At 43.5% G+C, this 18,664-nt stretch carries 13 protein-coding genes; 11 read left to right on the forward strand and 2 right to left on the reverse strand.

Annotated features, from left to right (window positions below; all coding sequences use genetic code 11):
• The first annotated feature begins 6 nt into the window (after window positions 1-6).
• From purH to rodA, 6 genes are read left to right on the forward strand one after another with little or no spacing between them, the layout of a single operon-like run.
• A complete protein-coding gene (gene purH, locus U5907_06010) occupies window positions 7-1,527 on the forward strand; it encodes a bifunctional phosphoribosylaminoimidazolecarboxamide formyltransferase/IMP cyclohydrolase (protein WRQ32138.1) in 1,521 nt (506 codons plus the stop codon).
• Window positions 1,528-1,544: 17 nt separating this feature from the next.
• A complete protein-coding gene (locus U5907_06015; protein WRQ32139.1) occupies window positions 1,545-2,564 on the forward strand; it encodes a rod shape-determining protein in 1,020 nt (339 codons plus the stop codon).
• A gap of 10 nt (window positions 2,565-2,574) precedes the next feature.
• Window positions 2,575-3,393 carry a rod shape-determining protein MreC gene (gene mreC, locus U5907_06020; GenBank protein ID WRQ32140.1) on the forward strand — a complete coding sequence of 273 codons (819 nt, stop codon included), beginning with the start codon at window positions 2,575-2,577 and terminating at the stop codon, window positions 3,391-3,393.
• Entirely contained in the window at window positions 3,374-3,889 is a 516-nt protein-coding gene (locus U5907_06025) for a hypothetical protein (protein ID WRQ32141.1), read from the forward strand. The genes mreC and U5907_06025 overlap by 20 nt, the downstream gene beginning before the upstream one ends.
• 12 nt (window positions 3,890-3,901) lie before the next feature.
• Window positions 3,902-5,737, forward strand: a complete 1,836-nt coding sequence (locus U5907_06030; protein ID WRQ32142.1) for a penicillin-binding transpeptidase domain-containing protein — start codon at window positions 3,902-3,904, stop codon at window positions 5,735-5,737.
• Window positions 5,734-7,164, forward strand: a complete 1,431-nt coding sequence (gene rodA / locus U5907_06035) for a rod shape-determining protein RodA (GenBank protein ID WRQ32143.1) — start codon at window positions 5,734-5,736, stop codon at window positions 7,162-7,164. The genes U5907_06030 and rodA overlap by 4 nt, the downstream gene beginning before the upstream one ends.
• On the opposite strand, the gene U5907_06040 is transcribed toward rodA, so the two are convergent.
• Both U5907_06040 and U5907_06045 read right to left on the reverse strand, forming a co-directional pair.
• The gene (locus U5907_06040) at window positions 7,133-7,546 is read right to left on the reverse strand and encodes a biotin/lipoyl-containing protein (GenBank protein WRQ32144.1); all 414 of its coding nucleotides are present in this window, start codon (window positions 7,544-7,546) and stop codon (window positions 7,133-7,135) included. The genes rodA and U5907_06040 overlap by 32 nt on opposite strands.
• A gap of 1 nt (window position 7,547) precedes the next feature.
• Complete coding sequence (locus tag U5907_06045; GenBank protein WRQ32145.1) at window positions 7,548-9,095, reverse strand: acyl-CoA carboxylase subunit beta; 1,548 nt, start codon at window positions 9,093-9,095, stop codon at window positions 7,548-7,550.
• 117 nt (window positions 9,096-9,212) lie between these two features.
• On the opposite strand from U5907_06045, the gene gcvP reads away from it, so the two are divergent.
• From gcvP to U5907_06070, 5 genes are all read left to right on the forward strand, one after another.
• Entirely contained in the window at window positions 9,213-12,068 is a 2,856-nt protein-coding gene (gcvP, locus tag U5907_06050) for an aminomethyl-transferring glycine dehydrogenase (protein ID WRQ32146.1), read from the forward strand.
• A gap of 1,170 nt (window positions 12,069-13,238) precedes the next feature.
• The gene (locus tag U5907_06055; GenBank protein ID WRQ32147.1) at window positions 13,239-13,670 is read left to right on the forward strand and encodes a hypothetical protein; all 432 of its coding nucleotides are present in this window, start codon (window positions 13,239-13,241) and stop codon (window positions 13,668-13,670) included.
• Between the two features lie 325 nt (window positions 13,671-13,995).
• Window positions 13,996-16,398: a trans-4-hydroxy-L-proline dehydratase gene (hypD, locus tag U5907_06060; GenBank protein WRQ32148.1), complete on the forward strand. Its 2,403-nt coding sequence runs from the start codon at window positions 13,996-13,998 to the stop codon at window positions 16,396-16,398.
• Complete coding sequence (locus tag U5907_06065; GenBank protein WRQ32149.1) at window positions 16,395-17,303, forward strand: glycyl-radical enzyme activating protein; 909 nt, start codon at window positions 16,395-16,397, stop codon at window positions 17,301-17,303. Before hypD ends, U5907_06065 begins: the two co-directional genes overlap by 4 nt.
• 58 nt (window positions 17,304-17,361) lie before the next feature.
• Window positions 17,362-18,654, forward strand: coding sequence for a mechanosensitive ion channel domain-containing protein (locus U5907_06070; protein WRQ32150.1), 1,293 nt, complete (start codon window positions 17,362-17,364; stop codon window positions 18,652-18,654).
• Window positions 18,655-18,664: the final 10 nt, after the last annotated feature.

Consider the following 18,664-nt stretch of genomic DNA (forward strand, 5'->3'; position numbering starts at 1 on the left):
AGAAGTATGGAACAAAGGACTATCAAAAGGGCAATAATCTCTGTTTACGACAAAAATGGCATTGAACAGATTTCTAAGAGACTCATTGAGTTAAATGTTGAAATTGTATCTACCGGAGGCACCTTCGATTATTTAAAATCTTTGGGAATTCCTGTAAAAAGTGTGGAAGAGATTACCGGCTACCCCTCAATCCTTGGAGGCAGGGTGAAGACTCTTCATCCTAAGGTATTCGGAGGTATACTATTCAGGAGAGATCTGAGTGAAGACTCTCTGCAGAGAGATGAGTATGAAATTCCTGCACTTGACCTGGTAATAGTTGATCTGTATCCCTTTGAAAAATATGTTGCATCGTCTGCTTCTCATCAAGAGATTATTGAGAAAATTGATATAGGTGGTATTTCTCTTATAAGAGCTGCTGCAAAGAACTATCGCGATGTATTAATAGTCCCGTCAATGAAATATTACGGAGAGCTGGGCGCAATCCTCTCCCGGGGTGCCGGGACATCCGTTGAAGAGAGGGCCAGATTTGCCGCCTACGCTTTTGAGACCAGTTCCGGATACGATACTGCGATATTTAAATATCTTAACAGGGAGCAAGGTATCGAGTGTTTCAAAGAGAGTTTTTCTGAATCAAGAACACTCAGGTACGGAGAGAATCCACACCAAAAAGCGCTCTATTTTGGAGAGAAGGGCTCTCTGCCGGAGCAAATATGGGGAAAAGAGATATCATACAACAATTTACTGGACATAGAGGCTGCCATTGAATTAATTGGAGATTTTGAAAAGCCGACCGTAGCTATTCTTAAACATAACAACGCCTGCGGGTGTGCCTCCAGAAATATTATTAAAGATGCCTGGGAGGCGGCCCTTGCATGCGACCCTGTATCGGCCTACGGAGGAATAATTATCTCCAACGGGAAGATTGACCTCAGCACTGCCGAAGGGATGAATAAACTCTTTTTTGAGGTTGTAATTGCACCATCCTACACTGACGAAGCACTCAATATCCTGAAAGAGAAAAAAAACAGGATTATCCTTGTTAATAAAGAAGATTTGAGGACTCCCTCAAAATTCAGATCTCTGCTGGGAGGAGTATTGGCACAGGACAGAGACTCTGCAACAGAGAATGCCTCTGAGCATACGGTTGCAACCACTACTCTGCCCTCTGACTCAGAGTTGAGAGATCTTACCTTTGCAAATAAACTGGTTAAACACTCAAAGTCAAACGCAATTGTTCTGGCTGCAGAAGAGACACTGCTGGCAAGTGGTGTCGGACAAACATCAAGAGTAGATGCTCTAAGACAAGCTATTGCAAAAGCAGAGAATTTCGGATTCTCACTCAACGGAGCAGTAATGGCTTCAGATGCTTTTTTCCCATTCCCTGACTGTGTTGAGATTGCTCACAAGGCGGGAATCAAATCAGTTATTCATCCGGGAGGGTCAGTAAGGGATCAGGAGAGTACAGATTACTGCAATAACAATGGCCTCTCTATGGTAGTTACAGGACACAGGCATTTTAAACACTGATAAATAAAAAATAACATATGGCATTCTCATTTTTAACACAAGAACTGGCTATTGACCTTGGTACGGCTAATACAATTATCCTTATGAATGATAAGGTGGTTGTTGACGAACCATCCATCGTAGCGATTGATCTCAACACAGGAAAGCCTATTGCTTTTGGACAGAAAGCAAGAATGATGCACGGTAAAACTCACGCCAACATTAAAACTGTAAGGCCGCTGAGAGATGGAGTTATTGCTGACTTTAACGCTGCAGAGGCAATGATTAGGGGCTTTATCAAAATGATTAATTACAGGAACAGCTTTTTCACCCCAAGCCTCAGAATGGTTGTGTGCATCCCTTCCGGAAGTACGGAGGTTGAGATTCGTGCGGTTCGCGACTCCTCTGAACATGCCGGTGGCAGGGATGTATATTTGATTTATGAGCCTATGGCTGCCGCAATAGGTATTGGTCTGGATGTTGAGGCACCTTCAGGAAATATGGTTGTTGACATAGGAGGCGGAACTACAGAGATAGCTGTTATCTCACTTGGGGGTATTGTATTCAATCAAAGCATCAGAGTTGCCGGTGATGTCTTCACAAACGAGATTCAGCAGTATATGAGACAACAGCACAATATAAAGATTGGAGAGCTTACCGCAGAGGATATAAAACTCAGGGTAGGTGCTGCAATGTCTGAACTTGATGAATATCCTGAGCCATATGTTGTAAGAGGACCAAATCTTATGACAGCTCACCCGGTTGAGGTTAGTGTTACAAGTCAGGAGATAGCTCACTGTATAGACAAGTCTGTTGCAAAAATTGAGGCAGCTGTTATTTCAGTTTTAGAGCAGACTCCTCCTGAGCTATATGCAGACATTGTTCAGAAGGGGATATTTCTGACAGGAGGCGGTGCGCTTCTCAGAGGACTGGATAAGAGACTAACAGACAAGATTAATATTAAGTTTCATATTTCTGAAGATCCGCTGCATGCAGTTGCACGAGGAACAAGCATAGCACTTAAGAATTGCGACAAACTCCCTTATCTGATAAGATAATAATAACACAATGACACAGAAGAGATCTCCCCGTTTTCAATGGCTGGTATCTCTGTTGCTCTTCCTGGTACTTGAGGGGTTTTCGCTGATAATGATATCAGAGAATTCATTTTTTCAGCACCTGAAGATCAGTGGGGCGTATATGGCTGTCAGAGGTTCTCTTAGTAAAACAGGTTCTGAGATAAGGTATTTTTTTAATCTGAGGGATGTAAACCGGGAGCTTGAAAAGGAGAACCAGAGGTTGCTAAGCTCTCTTGAGTCATTTAGAGGTTCCGGTGCTGAGGCAGATACTTCAGAGGCGCAATATATTTATATACCGGCAAGAATTGTAGCAAACAGCACCAATAACAAGCAGAATTTCATCATTATAGACAAGGGGAGCAGGGATGGAGTAAAGGAGGATATGGGTGTAATATCCCCTCTGGGAGTCGCCGGAGTTATTAGCAAGGTCTCAGATAGATACTCGTATGTTATTTCTTTGCTTAACATAAATCAAAGCATCAGTGCCCGTATTGGAAGAGAGGGGGCCTTCGGGCCAATGGTCTGGGACGGGAAAAGTGCCCAAAGGGCATTACTTACTGACATCCCGCAGCACATTAGATTTACGGTTGGGGATACAATATTTACCAGCGGATTTTCAACAATTTTTCCCGAAAATATTCCGCTCGGTACAGCAGGAAAATCAAAAATACTGAGAGGTACACATAAGGAGATTCAGGTAAGGCTGTTTCAGGACTTCAAATCTCTCAGATATGTAAGGGTAGTTATCAACAGACATAAGGAGGAGCTTGACAGCTTGATACAAAAAGATGAAACAAGGGGTAAATAATACGGTAATCTTCTTCAGCTTTTTAATTGCTCAGCTGCTGGTCTCAAATTTCATAGATTTTGGACCAATGCTGTTTATTGTTCTCTACCCCCTCTTTATACTTACGCTCCCTGTAGGCCTCTCCCCTGCCTATGTTCTTTTATGGGCATTTGCCATGGGAATGGGTACCGATCTCTTATATAACGGGATGCCGGGTATTAACTCGGCCTCAGCAGTTATGATGGCCTTCCTTCGTCAGCCGGTTCAGGGCCTGCTTATAAGAAAGGGAGAGCTGGACAGTCAGATAAGGCCGGGGATTGCAGAAGTGGGATTAAGCCGATTTCTCGCCTATGCGCTTATATGTCTTACAATCCACCATCTGACATATATTTTTGCAGAGAGTTTCTCATTTGTGTACTTCTCAGGTAATCTTCCCAGATTACTGATTAGTCTTGCAGTAAATCTCGCTCTTCTGCTGTTGTTAGAGTTTGGTGTCTTTTACAAAAACTGGAAATAGGGGGGACTATAAATGGGCGTTGAACTTAAGGATAAAAGGAGCATACTGATAGTGGGGCTGATAGTGGTTGCTGTTGTAATGATCCTTCAGCTGTTCAATCTGCAGATACTTGATGAGCAGTATAAAATCACAGCAAGTAACAACGCTTTCAGATATGATGTAAGGTACCCTGCAAGGGGAATTATATATGACAGGAATGGCAAAATACTTGTAGGTAATGCCACTGCATACGATATAATGATTACCCCTTACGAGGTCAAAGAGCTGGATACTGCAGATCTTTGTGAGATTTTTGACCTTAATCTGGAGGATATCCGGAAAACACTTGCTGACTACAGAAAAAACAGGCGCCGGATTGGATACCAGTCCCTCCCTTTTGTTAAACAGATTACTCCGGAGCAGTATTCAATCTTTCTTGAAAAATCCTATAAATTTACCGGATTCAGTGCAATACCAAGAACTATCAGAACCTATCCATATAACGCCTGCGGAAATCTGCTGGGCTATATTACAGAAGTTGACACCGCCTTTATCAGGAAGAATCCTGAATACAGAAGAGGAGACTATGTAGGGAAGACCGGAATTGAACAATCCTATGAAGGTTTCCTTAAAGGCGAAAAGGGATATAACATATTTTTAAGGGATGTTCACAACAAAGTAAAATCAAGCTTCTCGGAGGGGAAATATGACAAAGAGGCTATCCCCGGAAAAAACATTACATCATCTATTGACGCTGAACTTCAGCAATATGTTGAATCTCTTATGCAAAATAAGATAGGCAGTGTTGTTGCCATTGAGCCGTCAACCGGAGAGATACTGGCACTGGTCTCAAGCCCCGGTCTTGAGGTATCAAAACTCGCTTCAATCAGTAAATATTACAACGAAATAGTAAATGACCCCCTGAAACCAATGTTTAACAGAGCTGTTATGTCTCCCTACCCTCCCGGTTCTGTATTTAAACTTGTAAACGGACTTATCGCTCTTCAGGAGGGTGTAATTGATACAACTACAACATATCCCTGCAACATGGGGTACAAAGTTGGGAGAGGCATAGCCTGCCACGCACACCCCTCCCCCACAAACCTTACCACCTCAATAATGATGTCATGTAATGCATATTATGCAAATGCATTCAGACTTACAATTGACAACCCTAAATACTCAAGCGTAACAGATGCATTTATTAAATGGAGAGAGTATGTTCAGAGTTTTGGGTTTGGAGTTAAACTTGGGAGTGACCTCCCCGGGGAGCAGGGTGGTGTGCTGCCATCAACAGAGGGTTATAATAAAATCCACGGACTCAACAGATGGAAATCCCTCTCAATTATATCTCTGTCCATTGGACAGGGGGAGTTGGGGACAACACCTTTGCACCTTGCAAATCTTGCTGCAACTATTGCTAACAGAGGATATTATCATACCCCGCATATTATTAAAGGAGCTGAAGACACTACATTGCAAACAGATTTTTCTGAAAGACACTACACTTTGGTAGATACCACAAATTTCAAAAAAATAATACACGGAATGTACCTTGCCGTTAATGCTCCTCCGGGTTCCGGAGCAACCGCATCAAGAGTTGCTGTACCCGGTCTGGACATATGCGGCAAAACAGGTACCGCTCAAAACCCTCACGGCAAAGATCACTCGGTTTTTATATGTTTTGCTCCCAGAGAGAACCCTAAGATAGCAGTAGCAGCTTATATCGAGAATTCCGGATTTGGAGGCACCTGGGCTGCTCCCATTGCCTCTTTGCTTGTTGAAAGGTATCTTAAAGGAGTTGTTGAGAGAAAGGATCTTGAGGCTCATATAATAAGTTCCAACCTTATACAGAACAATAAAAGATGAAGACACCACTTAATCTTTACAAGAAACTTGACTGGCCTCTGATAGTTACCTATCTGGCTCTTGTTCTGATAGGATGGATATCAGTATTTGCATCTGTATATGATGAAGAGCATGCTCATATTCTTGATATGTCTCAGCGTTATGGAATGCAGTTTATCTGGATTGTAACATCAATGGTTATTGCAACCCTTATTCTTTTTGTAATTAACCCAAAACTTTATAATGTACTGGCCTGGATCTTATACTTTCTAAGTTTGCTCCTGCTTTTTGCCGTAATTTTTATTGGAGTTGAGGTAAATGGCTCTAAATCCTGGTTTATGATTGGCCCTTTCAGATTTCAACCGGCAGAGCTCGCAAAAATTACAACTTCTCTGGCTCTTGCAACCATGATGAGTGCCTATAATTTCAAACTCAAACACTTTACCTCTTTTGCAAAGATTGGGCTGACAATACTGGTTCCAATGGCACTTATAATTCTTGAAAAGGAGACCGGTTCTGCTCTTGTTTTCTTCAGTTTTATCTTTGTCCTGTACAGGGAGGGGCTAAGCGGATGGTTCCTGGTATTTGGGATCCTTGCAATACTTCTTTTTGTCCTTACACTTGCCTTCTCTCCGTTTGTATCACTGATTGTTCTTTTTGGTCTTACCCTGACCGCTCTCACTTTAATATCCAGAGAGTATATAAAGGGCTTCTTGTTAGCAGTGGTATCTATACCTATGCTAATTTTTTCACCTGAACTTGGACAGCTTGACCTTCTGAGTTTTGCATCTTCTCTCTCTCCTGCTCAGTGGATGCTGATTGTTGCCTCCCCATTTCTTACATATTTCACATACATAACTTTTAAAAAGAGAGAGGTTTACTATAAATATATTCTACTCTCTTTTTTGATTTCAACAATTTTGATCTTCTCTGTTGACTATTTTTTTGAAGAGATACTGCAAGAGCATCAAAGATCCAGGATTGAAAACCTACTGGGTGTTACAGAGGATCTGCAGGGAGCCGGATATAATGTTCACCAGTCAAAAATTGCTATTGGATCAGGTGGCTTCTGGGGGAAGGGATTCCTTAAGGGGACTCAGACTAAGTTTAATTTTGTCCCCGAGCAGAGCACAGACTTTATCTTTTGCTCAATTGGTGAGGAGTGGGGCTTTGCAGGCTCGGTTATTGTGATTGGACTATTCCTCTTTTTAATAATCCGAATATTATCACTTGCAGACAGACAAAAGGATACATTTATTCGCATATATGGTTACTCTCTTGCATCTGTACTATTCCTCCACTTTTTTATAAACATTGGCATGACAATAGGAATAATGCCCGTAATAGGGATTCCGTTGCCATTTATAAGCTACGGCGGCTCCTCATTATGGGCATTTACTATATTCCTGTTTATCTTTATACGACTGGATCTGGAACGATGGCGCTAAGATCATCGTTTATATCCTCGTAAACAAACTCTACATCTGATTTCAGGTACATCATTACTACGCCTTTTGCAACCTTCTCGCCCGTTTTAACAAAAATTTGCTCAACAGTTCCGTCAAAGGGAGCTCTTATGATATTCTGCATTTTCATTGCCTCATATATCATAATCTCATCTCCCTTATTAACATGACTACCAAGTTCTACAGAAAAAGAGGTAACAACGCCCGGAATCACGGAGAGTATCTCCTGAGGATCAGGTCTTTTCCATTGCTTTCTGTTCCTGTATTTTTTAGTTAAGTTAGTCTTGTAGTTTCTGGCATTTGGAAAGATCTGCAATGTTTCATAAACAGTCATCTCTTCCGGGTTTATTTTATTTTTTTTCATATTAAAATGGTGGAATACCGTGCTTTTTTGTAGGCCTCTTTACAACTTTATTCTCTGAGACACTAAGGGCATGCTTCAGGTAGTTTCTTGTCTCCGTAGGATCAATAACAGAGTCAATATATCCTTTGGCAGCAGCAACATAAGGATTAGCAAATTTCTTCTTGTACTCTTCAACCTTCTGCTTTCTCATTGCCTCGGGATCTTCCGCCTCCATTATCTCCTTACGGAAGATTATATTTGCGGCACCCTCAGGTCCCATAACAGCAATCTCCGCAAGTGGCCATGCAAATACAAAATCGGCCCTTAGATGGCGGGAATTCATCGCAATATATCCACCACCATAAGCCTTTCTGAGGATAACTGTAATTTTTGGAACAGTTGCCTCACTATATGCATAGAGAAGCTTAGCTCCGTGACGGATAACCCCGGCATGCTCCTGATCTACACCAGGCAGATAACCCGGCATATCTTCAAGTGTAATCATAGGAATTTCAAATGCATCGCAGAATCTGATAAACCTTGCAGCCTTGTCTGAAGAGTCGCAATCAAGTACTCCTGCCAAAACCAAAGGCTGGTTGGCAATAAAGCCCACTGTTCTTCCGTCAATCCGGCCAAAGCCAACAACAATATTTGCAGCCCACATCTCCTGCACCTCAAAAAACTCAGAAGAGTCAGTCAATGCCTTAATTACATCTCTTACATCATATGGTTTTGTTGGCTCAACAGGTACAATTTTTTCAATTTTAAATTTCTTGAGAGGTTCTGTACTTTTTCTAGGTTTCCCTTTACACTCATTGCAAGCGGGTATGTAGTCCAAAAGTGTTTTTATCTGAGTGAAACACTCGGCCTCACTGTTAGCAAAAAAATGGGCATTACCTGTTATCTCACTGTGAACGCGGGCTCCACCAAGAGATTCCATATCTATCTCCTCTCCAAGAACAGACTTAATTACTTCCGGCCCCGTTATAAACATCTTTGATATTTTGTCTACAACAAATACAAAGTCTGTAAGAGCAGGCGAGTAGACAGCACCCCCGGCACACGGGCCGAGTATAACTGACAATTGAGGAATTACCCCACTGGCAAGGGTGTTTCTGAAAAAGATTTCACCATAACCTGCAAGAGAGTTTACACCCTCCTGGATCCTTGCACCACCTGAATCATTAATTCCAATCAAAGGAATTTTCATTCTAAGGGCGTAGTCCATAATTTTTGTGATTTTACGAGCGTGCATTGATCCTAGTGATCCACCTGCAACTGTAAAATCCTGTGCATAAATTGCTACAGGCTTACCATTTATAGTACCTGTACCAATAACCACTCCATCTCCGGCAAGATTTTTTCCCTCCATACCAAATTCACGAGCTTCGTGTTCAATAAAAAGGTCGTATTCAAAAAAAGAACCGGCGTCTAAGAGCTGGTTGATTCTCTCTCGCGCCGGAAGCTTTCCCATAGCTATTTGCTTTGCAATGGCAGACTCGCCTCCGCCTTGCACAGCCTTTTCCCTCCTGTCCTGCAGCTCAGAGATTTTTCTACTTAATAAACTCATAGATTTTTGTTTTAGTTCACACAAAAATATGAAAATATTTTAATTCGCAATGTTCAGAAAATATTGTATAAATTTGCAGGATAACCCTTGTAATAACAATCTAATAAATAGAATAATATGTCACTTTCATTCGTCGACAGACACAATGGACCAAGACCACACGATGAGCAGGAAATGCTCTCCGTTCTGGGGGCATCCAGCCTGGAGGAGCTTGTTAAACAGACCGTTCCGGCTGATATCTTACTGGACAAGCCACTTGCTCTTGACAAAGCTCTAACTGAGCACGAATATTTATCAAAGATTAAGGCAATGGCCTCAAAAAACAAAAATTTCCGCTCAATGATTGGTCAGGGATTCTACGGAACAGCCTCTCTACCTGTTGTAATCAGGAACATTTTTGAGAACCCGAGCTGGTATACTTCATACACTCCATATCAGGCAGAAATTTCACAAGGCCGCCTTGAGGGACTCCTTAATTTTCAGACAATGGTTGCTGACCTTACCGGCTTTAAGATGGCAAACAGTTCAATGCTTGATGATGCCACAGCTGCAGGAGAGGCGGTAAGGATGATGTATGAACTTCGCTCCCGTGACGCTGTAAAGGCAGGTAAAAACAAAGTATTTATTGATGAAAACATATTTCCTCATGTACTGGCTGTTATAGAGACCCGCGCTGAGGTACTGGGAATAGAGGTTGTTTCAGGCAAATTCAACACTGTTAAATTTGATGATATGTTTTTTGGGGCTGTGCTCCAGTACCCTGCCGGCAACGGAGAGGTATGCGACTATACAGATTTCTGTACAAACGCTCATGCAAAGGGTATTCTTGTAACAGCTGTAACTGACCTCCTTGCCCTTACCGTTCTTAAGGAGCCTGCTGCGTGGGGTGCAGATATAGCAGTTGGTACAGCACAAAGATTTGGTCTGCCTATGGGTTTTGGAGGACCTACAGCCGGATTTATGGCTACCAGGGATGAGTACAAACGAAATATGCCGGGTAGAATCATTGGAATTTCTGTTGACAGACTGGGAAATCAGGCTCTCCGTATGGCTCTCCAGACAAGAGAGCAGCATATTAAAAGGGAGAAGGCAACCTCAAATATTTGTACAGCCACTGCCCTTATGGCAACAATGACCGGTATGTATGCAGCTTACCACGGACCTGAAGGGTTGAAATCTATTGCAATGAATGCTTATGGTTACGCCCATGCGGTTGCATCTGAACTGAAAAAAGTGGGATTTAAACTTGCTGCTGAGAATTTCTTTGACACAATTCATATCACAGGCGTAAAGGCATCTGATATAAAATACAAGGCAGAACAAAAGGGAATTAACTTTTACTACCCTTCTGAGGATTCGGTAATTATCAGCTTTGACGAGCTTTCAAATTGTGCGGAGGCTACAACAATTCTGGAAATTTTTGGACGAAATCTTTATGAATGCCCCGGACTCCCTGAAGGAAAAATATTCATGGCACGTGAGAGCAGTTATCTGACTGCCGAGGTGTTCAGCAAATACCATTCAGAGACCGAGATGATGAGGTACATCAAGAAGCTGGAGAGAAGAGACATCTCTCTAACCCACTCAATGATTCCTCTTGGCTCTTGTACAATGAAGCTTAATGCAGCTGTAGAGATGTTCCCGATGAGCTTCTCTGAGCTTGGTAATGTTCACCCGTTTGCACCTGCTGATCAGGTACAGGGATATATGGAGCTTATCAAGGAGGTTGAAAATGATCTTGCTGTTATAACAGGATTCCACGCAACTTCACTTCAGCCAAATGCGGGCTCTGCAGGTGAGTTTGCCGGTCTCATGACAATTCGTGCATACCATATTGCCCATGGACAAACCCAGAGAAACGTAGTGCTTATTCCTACATCCGCTCACGGAACAAATCCTGCATCGGCAGCAATGGCCGGAATGGAGATAGTTCTTGTATCATGCGATGAGATGGGAAATATCAATGTTGATGAATTCCGCCAGAAGGCAGCACAGTACAAGGAGAGACTCTCCTGCACAATGATTACATACCCTTCCACTCATGGTGTTTTCGAAGTTAAGATAAAGGAGATGATGGATATCGTCCACAAAAACGGCGGATTGGTATATATGGACGGAGCAAATATGAATGCTCAGGTGGGTCTTACAAATCCCGGCTTCATAGGAGCTGATGTTTGCCACCTGAACCTGCACAAAACATTTGCAATTCCTCACGGCGGCGGCGGTCCCGGAATCGGCCCTATCTGCTGTACAAAAGAGCTTGCACCATACCTTCCTTGCCATCCTTTCCTTACCGATTGCGACCACAACGGTGTGAAAGCAGTCAGCTCTGCCCCTTACGGATACCCAATGGCACTTCCTGTAACACATGCTTACATAAAACTGCTCGGCCCGGATGGTCTGAAAAAGGCAACAGAGGTGGCAATCCTAAATGCAAATTATATGTCGGCAAAACTGGCCGAAGCGGGCTATGCTACTCTCTACACAGGAAAACCTGTTGGAAAGGGCAAAAGTGCTCACGGAAGAGTTGCACATGAATGCATTATAGATGTACGCCATTACAAAGCAACATACGGAGTTGATGCATCGGACATAGCCAAGCGACTGATGGACTTTGGATTCCACGCCCCTACCCTCTCATTCCCTGTTCACGAAACCTTAATGATTGAGCCTACCGAGAGCGAATCAAAAGCTGAGATGGACAGATTCATTGATGCAATGATTGTAATCAAGAGTGAGTGCGAAGCCATCAAGGCTGGTGAAATGGACAAGGCAGACAATCCGCTCAAGAATGCTCCTCACACTGCCGCAGAGGTCTCTGCCGACACCTGGAGCCACCCATACGGACGCGAACAGGCCGCCTATCCACTTGCCTGGATCCGCGACAATAAATTCTGGCCTCACGTAACCCGCGTAGACAACGGCTACGGAGACAGAAATCTGATGTGCAGCTGCGAAGACTGGAAAAACTAGTCAGAAGCAGCTCTAATTTTTCAACCTCCTCCAATTTCAATTCGTTTGAAGAGGAGGAGGTTTTGTTTTCAAAGACTTGTCGCTTACCATCCCAAGGCCTGCATACACATCCTTCCCCAGTCAACAGCAGCCCCTCAGGAACTTTTCCTCCTCATTCGCTTCGCTGCTTCCGGCGGAGGTTCCTTCGCTCAAAGACCTGCTCCTTATCCCTACCTGAATCACCCGCAGCCCCTCCGGAACTTTTCCTCCTCGCTCACTTCGTTCGCTGTGGCGGAGGTTCCTTCGTGTCTCGGTTGATTCAGGCAGGGACATGGCAATCTTTTTACATAGTTCACATTGCAGATCAACCGCAAAAAGTGTTAATAAGGAGAAAAACAGCGTTATACAGAGGTGCAGGTATGACGGATAACCGGCTGTATAAACTGCGAAGCACCTTTTAAACTTGGCGGGAGGTTTGACAGGGATATTTGTTTATCTAACAGGTAGTTAGGTGTTTAAAAATTGGTTTTTTAAAAAGTTTTTCAAAAAGCAATTTGCAATTACCAGATTTATAAGCATATATACGAATATCCCTGTCAACCTACCCGCCCACCCGGCCTGAGTTGGCCATTCGGCAGATGATTTTTGCGAAACCCGTGCGGTTCTAAGTCTCAGATTATCAATGTGTAGACAATCCACCTGTCAGGTGACCTGACAGGTGGATTGCTTATGTTTAGGTAATCAGCGTGTTATAGCGGTGTGGGTATATAGTTTACTTCTGGACTTTGACGTGGGAAACTTTAGGCGTGGTTGGGACGAACCTCCATCATCTTTATTATGAGTTAATTGCAAATCGCAATTTATTGATAATGTGAGAATTGTGTTTTAGAATAACCTGCAAATCAACCTCGTGGAGGTTCGTCCCACCCAAACCAAGATCTCCGGCCGCAGGCCGTATAAACTGCGCAGCACCATATAACTCTGCGGAAGGTGGTTTGAACCCGTATGACTGTAACACACAGATTAAGAGTAAAATGACACTTTATCCGAGGGGTGACCCCTCGGATAAAGTGTTAAAGCACACATTGCTAGAAAGTTCAGGCCGCACGGATATTCGAAAACTTGAACCGGGTTAAGCCGTTCGGCAGAAATTATTTGTTATATTTATGATTCAAAACGTGACCTGGAATTATGCAGAGTAAATATCCAATATTTGAATTGAGAGAAATAAAGAGGATTGTATTCTTTTCTCTGATAATTACATTATGTTTGGCTTGTATTGCTGTATTTTTCGATTTGAGACTATTTAACCTTATTGCTTTTCTGGGTCCGGCCTTTATTATTGTCCAGAAAATCCGAACAAAATATTTAATAAATTCTGAGGAGATGACCTTCTCAATAATGTTCGGCAAAAAAGAGTGGCGAAAAGTTAATCTGAATGATATCTCCAAGATGGAAATTCATCGCAAGAAAAATGGAAAAATCAAGAAGATTAACCTTCGCAATTCATCCAATATCTTCTTTACTGCTGAGCCAGCAAGAGGAGATGAATTTGCCGCTCAGATAAAAAAGTTGCTTCCCGGAATCAACACAGAGGAGCGCAAAGCTAAATGGTATAGTTGATATCTATGTCCATAAGCAGTATTAAAAAAATTGTCTATATTCGTTCAAAATTTCTCCGTAATGGCCTCATACAAATTCACATTTGTGCTGAATCTTTACCACAAACCCGGTAGAGGTCTCTTCTCTTGTCTAATGAACTGACCCCACCCCACCGCCCGGCAAAGCCCGGCAGCACCCGGCCACTACCTCAGGGGTAAATGGCCAAACAACACATAATCAGACGTTTAAAAAACTTGCCGCTTATTAGGGAACAGCTTAACTAACAGCATTTTGGCCATTTACCCCTGAGGTAGTAGCCAAACCACACCACATACACACCAACACAATGACAGAGAGAATTTCAAAACTTAGAAAAATATCGGTGGAGACCGAACCTTCGCTCTCAATTGAGAGGGCGTTGATAGAGACTCAATTCTATAAAGAGAATCTGGACAAGTATCCGGTGCCTGTATTAAGGGCGCTCAATTTTTTGGAAATCTGCAAGAAAAAAACAATTTACATAGGTGAGGATGAGCTTATAGTAGGTGAGAGGGGTCCAAAGCCAAAGGCTGTACCCACCTTCCCGGAGCTCACCTGCCATTCGGTGGAGGACCTGAACGTACTAAACACAAGAGAGTTGCAGAGATATACAATAAATCAGGAGGATATAAAAAGATATGAAGAGGAGGTAATCCCGTTCTGGAGTGGCCGTACGCAAAGGGAGAGGATATTCTCTCATGTGCCACAGGAGTGGAGAGATGCCTATGAATCAGGCCTCTTCACAGAGTTTATGGAGCAGAGGGCACCCGGACACACCGCCCTTGATGGTAAGATTTACAAATTCGGGATGCTGGATTTTAAACGGCAGATAATAGAGCATCTGGACTCCCTCGACTTCCTTAACGACCCTGAGGCCACAGACAAGCAGGAGCAGCTCCGGGCAATGGATATCTCCTGCGATGCGGCAATCCTTTTTGCTGAGAGGCACGCTCTTCTGGCGGAGAGAATGGCTGCTGATTTACAGAAAGAGTTGGAGAGTAAGGCCGATGATTCCGTGAGGAGGAGAGCTATTGACAGACGCATTCAGGAGCTTCGCAAAATTGCGGAGGTGTGCCGGTGGGTTCCGGCAAATGCGCCGCGGAACCTGCACGAGGCACTGCAGATGTACTGGTTTGTTCACCTCGGCACCATAACTGAGCTAAATGGGTGGGATGCAATGAACCCGGGCCATCTTGACCAGCATCTGGCTCCGTTTTATGAAAAGGAGTTTGCAGAGGGCACCCTGACCCGCGATGAGGCAAAGGAGCTCGTCTCCTGCTTCTGGATTAAGGTAAACAACCACCCTGCCCCTCCAAAGGTGGGAATTACTGCAAGGGAGAGCGGCACATACAACGACTTCACAAACATAAATATAGGGGGTGTAAAACCAGACGGTACAGATGGCAGCAGCGAGATTTCATACATAATCCTGGAGGTCATAGAGGAGCTTCATATCCTCCAGCCGGGCAGCTCAATCCACATCAGCAGCAGAACTCCCGACAGGTTCCTCCTGGCCGGGTGCGAAGTAATCCGGAAAGGGTACGGATATCCGTCGGTTTTTAATGCCGACGCCTATATTCAGGAGATGGTGAGGCAGGGTAAAAGTCTGCAGGATGCACGCGAAGGTGGTTGCAGCGGCTGCATAGAGGTGGGCGCATTCGGCAAGGAGGCCTATCTTCTTACCGGCTATCTGAATGTCCCTAAAATTCTGGAAGTTACCTTAAACAACGGCGTTGATCCTGTGGGCGGAAAACAGGTGGGTCTCAAAATCGGAGAGGCTGCAGATTTTAAAAACTTTGATGAGCTTTATGATGCTTTTATAAAGCAGCTCAACTATATAACTGATTTAAAGATACGGGTAAGCAACTATATTGACAGAATGTTTGCAAAATATGCCCCGGCCACCTTCCTCTCAGTTGTAATTGAAGATTGTATCAAAAAGGGGAAGGATTATTACAACGGAGGCCCGAGGTATAACACAAACTACATTCAGTGTACCGGTCTGGGTACCGTTACCGACTCCCTGGCCGCCATTAAATGGCATGTTTTTGAAAAGCAAACAGTCACAATGGAGAGGCTGTTGACGGCTGTGGCAAACAATTTCAGCGGAGAGGAGATTCTGAGGCAGAGGATTATCAACAAAACCCCGTTCTTTGGAAACGATAATGACTATGCCGATTCAATAGCAGTAAGGGTTTATGAAGACCTCTTTAAAGCCATAGAGGGCAAGCCAAATACAAAGGGGGAGAGTTTCCATCTAAATATGCTCTCAACTACTTGTCACGTATATTTTGGCAAGGTTACAGGAGCAACTCCCAACGGCCGCCTTGCCGGTCTGTCAATATCAGACGGCACCTCCCCTTCACAGGGGGCAGACACCCACGGCCCCACAGCTGTAATAAAATCTCTGGGCAAACTGGACCAGATAAAATCCGGCGGAACATTGCTAAACCTCCGGTTCCTTCCATCACTGGTAAAGAGCAACTCAGACCTTGTGAAACTCGCCTCCCTTATAAGGAGCTATTTCTCAATGAACGGCCACCACATTCAGTTTAACATAGTTGATACCGATACACTTCGTGACGCCCAGAAAAACCCCGGAGAGTACCGGGACCTGCTTGTACGAATGGCCGGATACAGCGACTATTTCAATGATATGAACAGAGACCTCCAGGAGGAGATAATCTCCAGGACAGAGAATTCATTATGAGTCTGATATTTGACATTAAAAGATACTCAATTAACGACGGCCCCGGAATAAGAGTCACCATCTTCTTCAAAGGGTGTCCGCTTAATTGTGTCTGGTGCCACAATCCGGAGGGCATAAGCCAAAAAAAAGAGAAGCTTTACAACAGACAAAAGTGCATTAACTGCAAAAGCTGTGTGGCCAGCTGCCCAAACTCGGCTCTTGCTATGGAGTATGATGATATCTCTACTGATGCAAATCTTTGCATTAACTGCGGAGAGTGCACAGAGGCCTGCCCAACCGGAGCACTGGAGATTTCAGGCGAGGAGCTCTCTGCAGAGCAGGTAATGACTGAAATTAAAAAGGAGTCAATCGTACTTGATCAAAGTGAGGGAGGGGTGACTTTTTGCGGCGGAGAGCCTTTAATTCACAAGAAGATGCTCATGGAACTTCTCGACAGATGTGGTGAATTGAGGATTCACAGAGCAGTTGACACATGCCTCTTTGCAAGCGAAGAGGTTGTAAGAGAGGTCGCCGGCAACTGCGAACTTATACTTGCAGATTTAAAACATATGGACCCTCAAAAGCACAAAGAGTTTACCGGTCAGACAAACGAACTGATTCTGGCAAATATCAGGATGCTGGCAGAGGAGGGCTACAATTTCATCGTCCGCATACCGCTGATTGAGGGGGTTAATGCCGATGTGGAGAACATAAAATCCACCGCAGAATTCCTGGCTTCACTCCCCGGAGCAGAAGAGAGGCAAGTAGAGCTGCTGCCATACCACAATGTTGGAATGGGAAAACACTCGCGAATGGGAAGCAGATATAACCCGCTCAATATCCCTATGGAGAAACCATCTTCTGAAACAATCTCCCGCTGCATTTCCTTATTCGAAGAGTTTGGAATTGAGGCCACTGCAAAGTAAGCTGAAGCCCTTCCGTCATTTTTAGTATATTTGCATTCAGACTTCATATATAAAAGTTATGTTAGAGAACGAAATAACCACAAGAGCAACGGCACTGTTTGGAATTGTAGATGGCATAAATGCACTCCTCATTGAGTGGGGACTATCTCCAGCACTGGCAGGCTGGCTTGACGAGATTATATCTATGACACTGCTCTTCCTGCTTGCATATGGTATAGACCTTATCGCAAGATTTGTTCTGCACAGGGTTGTGGGTCATCTGGCAAAATTCACAAAAACTCAGTGGGATGACCTTTTTGTTGAGGAGAAGGTATTTAAGCACATCGCACATGTAATCCCTGCTATTGTATTTTATCTGAGCACTCCAATAGCATTAAAGTCTCTGTTCTGGATTAATCTGTTTGAAAAAGGTGCTCTTATTTATATTGTTTTTGTAATCATAAGAGCAGTTCACGCCTCAACAAAGGCGATGACCAAAGTTTACACCAAGTCAGAAGATTACTCAAACAAACCCATACAGATTATATTTCAGATAGTTGCAGTTATTGCATATTTTGTAGGGGGTATTTCGCTCCTCAGCATTCTTCTTGACACATCATTTGCAACACTCTTCGCAGGGCTTGGAGCCTCTATGGCAATTATAATTCTGGTATTCAAAGATACAATTCTGGGCTTTGTTGCCGGTTGGCAACTCTCCTCAAATGATATGCTGAGACAGGGTGACTGGATTACAGTTCCCAAATATGGTGCAGATGGAAATGTTGAAGAGGTAAGCCTATACTCAGTTAAGGTGAGAAACTTTGACAATACTATAACTACTGTTCCTCCATATGCACTGGTAAGTGATTCATTCCAGAATTGGAGAGGTATGCAGGAGTCAGGAGGGAGAAGAATAAAGAGGTCCATTATCATTGATATGACAAGCATTCAGTTCTGTACTCCGGAGATGCTTGATAAATTCAGAAAAATAAAATACCTCACAGAGTATATAGATACAACTGAGGAGGTTATCCGCAATTACAATCAGGAGAATGGCACAGACAACACAATGATTGTCAACGGAAGAAGACAAACCAATATAGGAGTCTTCAGAGCATATATTCAGAAGTATCTGGAAAACCATCCTGAGGTTAACCACGAAATGACAACAATGGTCAGACAGCTTCAGCCAACCGAAAAGGGTATTCCGCTTGAACTTTATTTCTTTACAAAGATCAAAGACTGGATTTACTATGAAAATGTTCAGTCAGATATTTTTGACCACATCATGGCTGTTGTAACAGCTTTTGGACTGAGAGTTTTCCAGTACCCTTCAAGTAGCGGAGCCCCCTACCATTTATATACTGAATAGCCAGCCATCA

This window comes from Bacteroidales bacterium MB20-C3-3, from assembly GCA_035609245.1.
In the GTDB taxonomy this organism is placed as follows: domain Bacteria; phylum Bacteroidota; class Bacteroidia; order Bacteroidales; family UBA932; genus Bact-08.

What these genes read in the sequence shown, in the direction of transcription:
- U5907_06030 (WRQ32142.1), top strand. Translation starts at nt 3,902, where the DNA reads ATGGGCGTTGAACTTAAGGATAAAAGGAGCATACTGATAGTGGGGCTG.
- purH (WRQ32138.1), top strand. Translation starts at nt 7, where the DNA reads ATGGAACAAAGGACTATCAAAAGGGCAATAATCTCTGTTTACGACAAA.
- gcvP (WRQ32146.1), top strand. Translation starts at nt 9,213, where the DNA reads ATGTCACTTTCATTCGTCGACAGACACAATGGACCAAGACCACACGAT.
- U5907_06015 (WRQ32139.1), top strand. Translation starts at nt 1,545, where the DNA reads ATGGCATTCTCATTTTTAACACAAGAACTGGCTATTGACCTTGGTACG.
- U5907_06025 (WRQ32141.1), top strand. Translation starts at nt 3,374, where the DNA reads ATGAAACAAGGGGTAAATAATACGGTAATCTTCTTCAGCTTTTTAATT.
- U5907_06055 (WRQ32147.1), top strand. Translation starts at nt 13,239, where the DNA reads ATGCAGAGTAAATATCCAATATTTGAATTGAGAGAAATAAAGAGGATT.
- U5907_06040 (WRQ32144.1), bottom strand. Translation starts at nt 7,546, where the DNA reads ATGAAAAAAAATAAAATAAACCCGGAAGAGATGACTGTTTATGAAACA.
- mreC (WRQ32140.1), top strand. Translation starts at nt 2,575, where the DNA reads ATGACACAGAAGAGATCTCCCCGTTTTCAATGGCTGGTATCTCTGTTG.
- U5907_06045 (WRQ32145.1), bottom strand. Translation starts at nt 9,095, where the DNA reads ATGAGTTTATTAAGTAGAAAAATCTCTGAGCTGCAGGACAGGAGGGAA.
- rodA (WRQ32143.1), top strand. Translation starts at nt 5,734, where the DNA reads ATGAAGACACCACTTAATCTTTACAAGAAACTTGACTGGCCTCTGATA.
- hypD (WRQ32148.1), top strand. Translation starts at nt 13,996, where the DNA reads ATGACAGAGAGAATTTCAAAACTTAGAAAAATATCGGTGGAGACCGAA.
- U5907_06070 (WRQ32150.1), top strand. Translation starts at nt 17,362, where the DNA reads ATGTTAGAGAACGAAATAACCACAAGAGCAACGGCACTGTTTGGAATT.
- U5907_06065 (WRQ32149.1), top strand. Translation starts at nt 16,395, where the DNA reads ATGAGTCTGATATTTGACATTAAAAGATACTCAATTAACGACGGCCCC.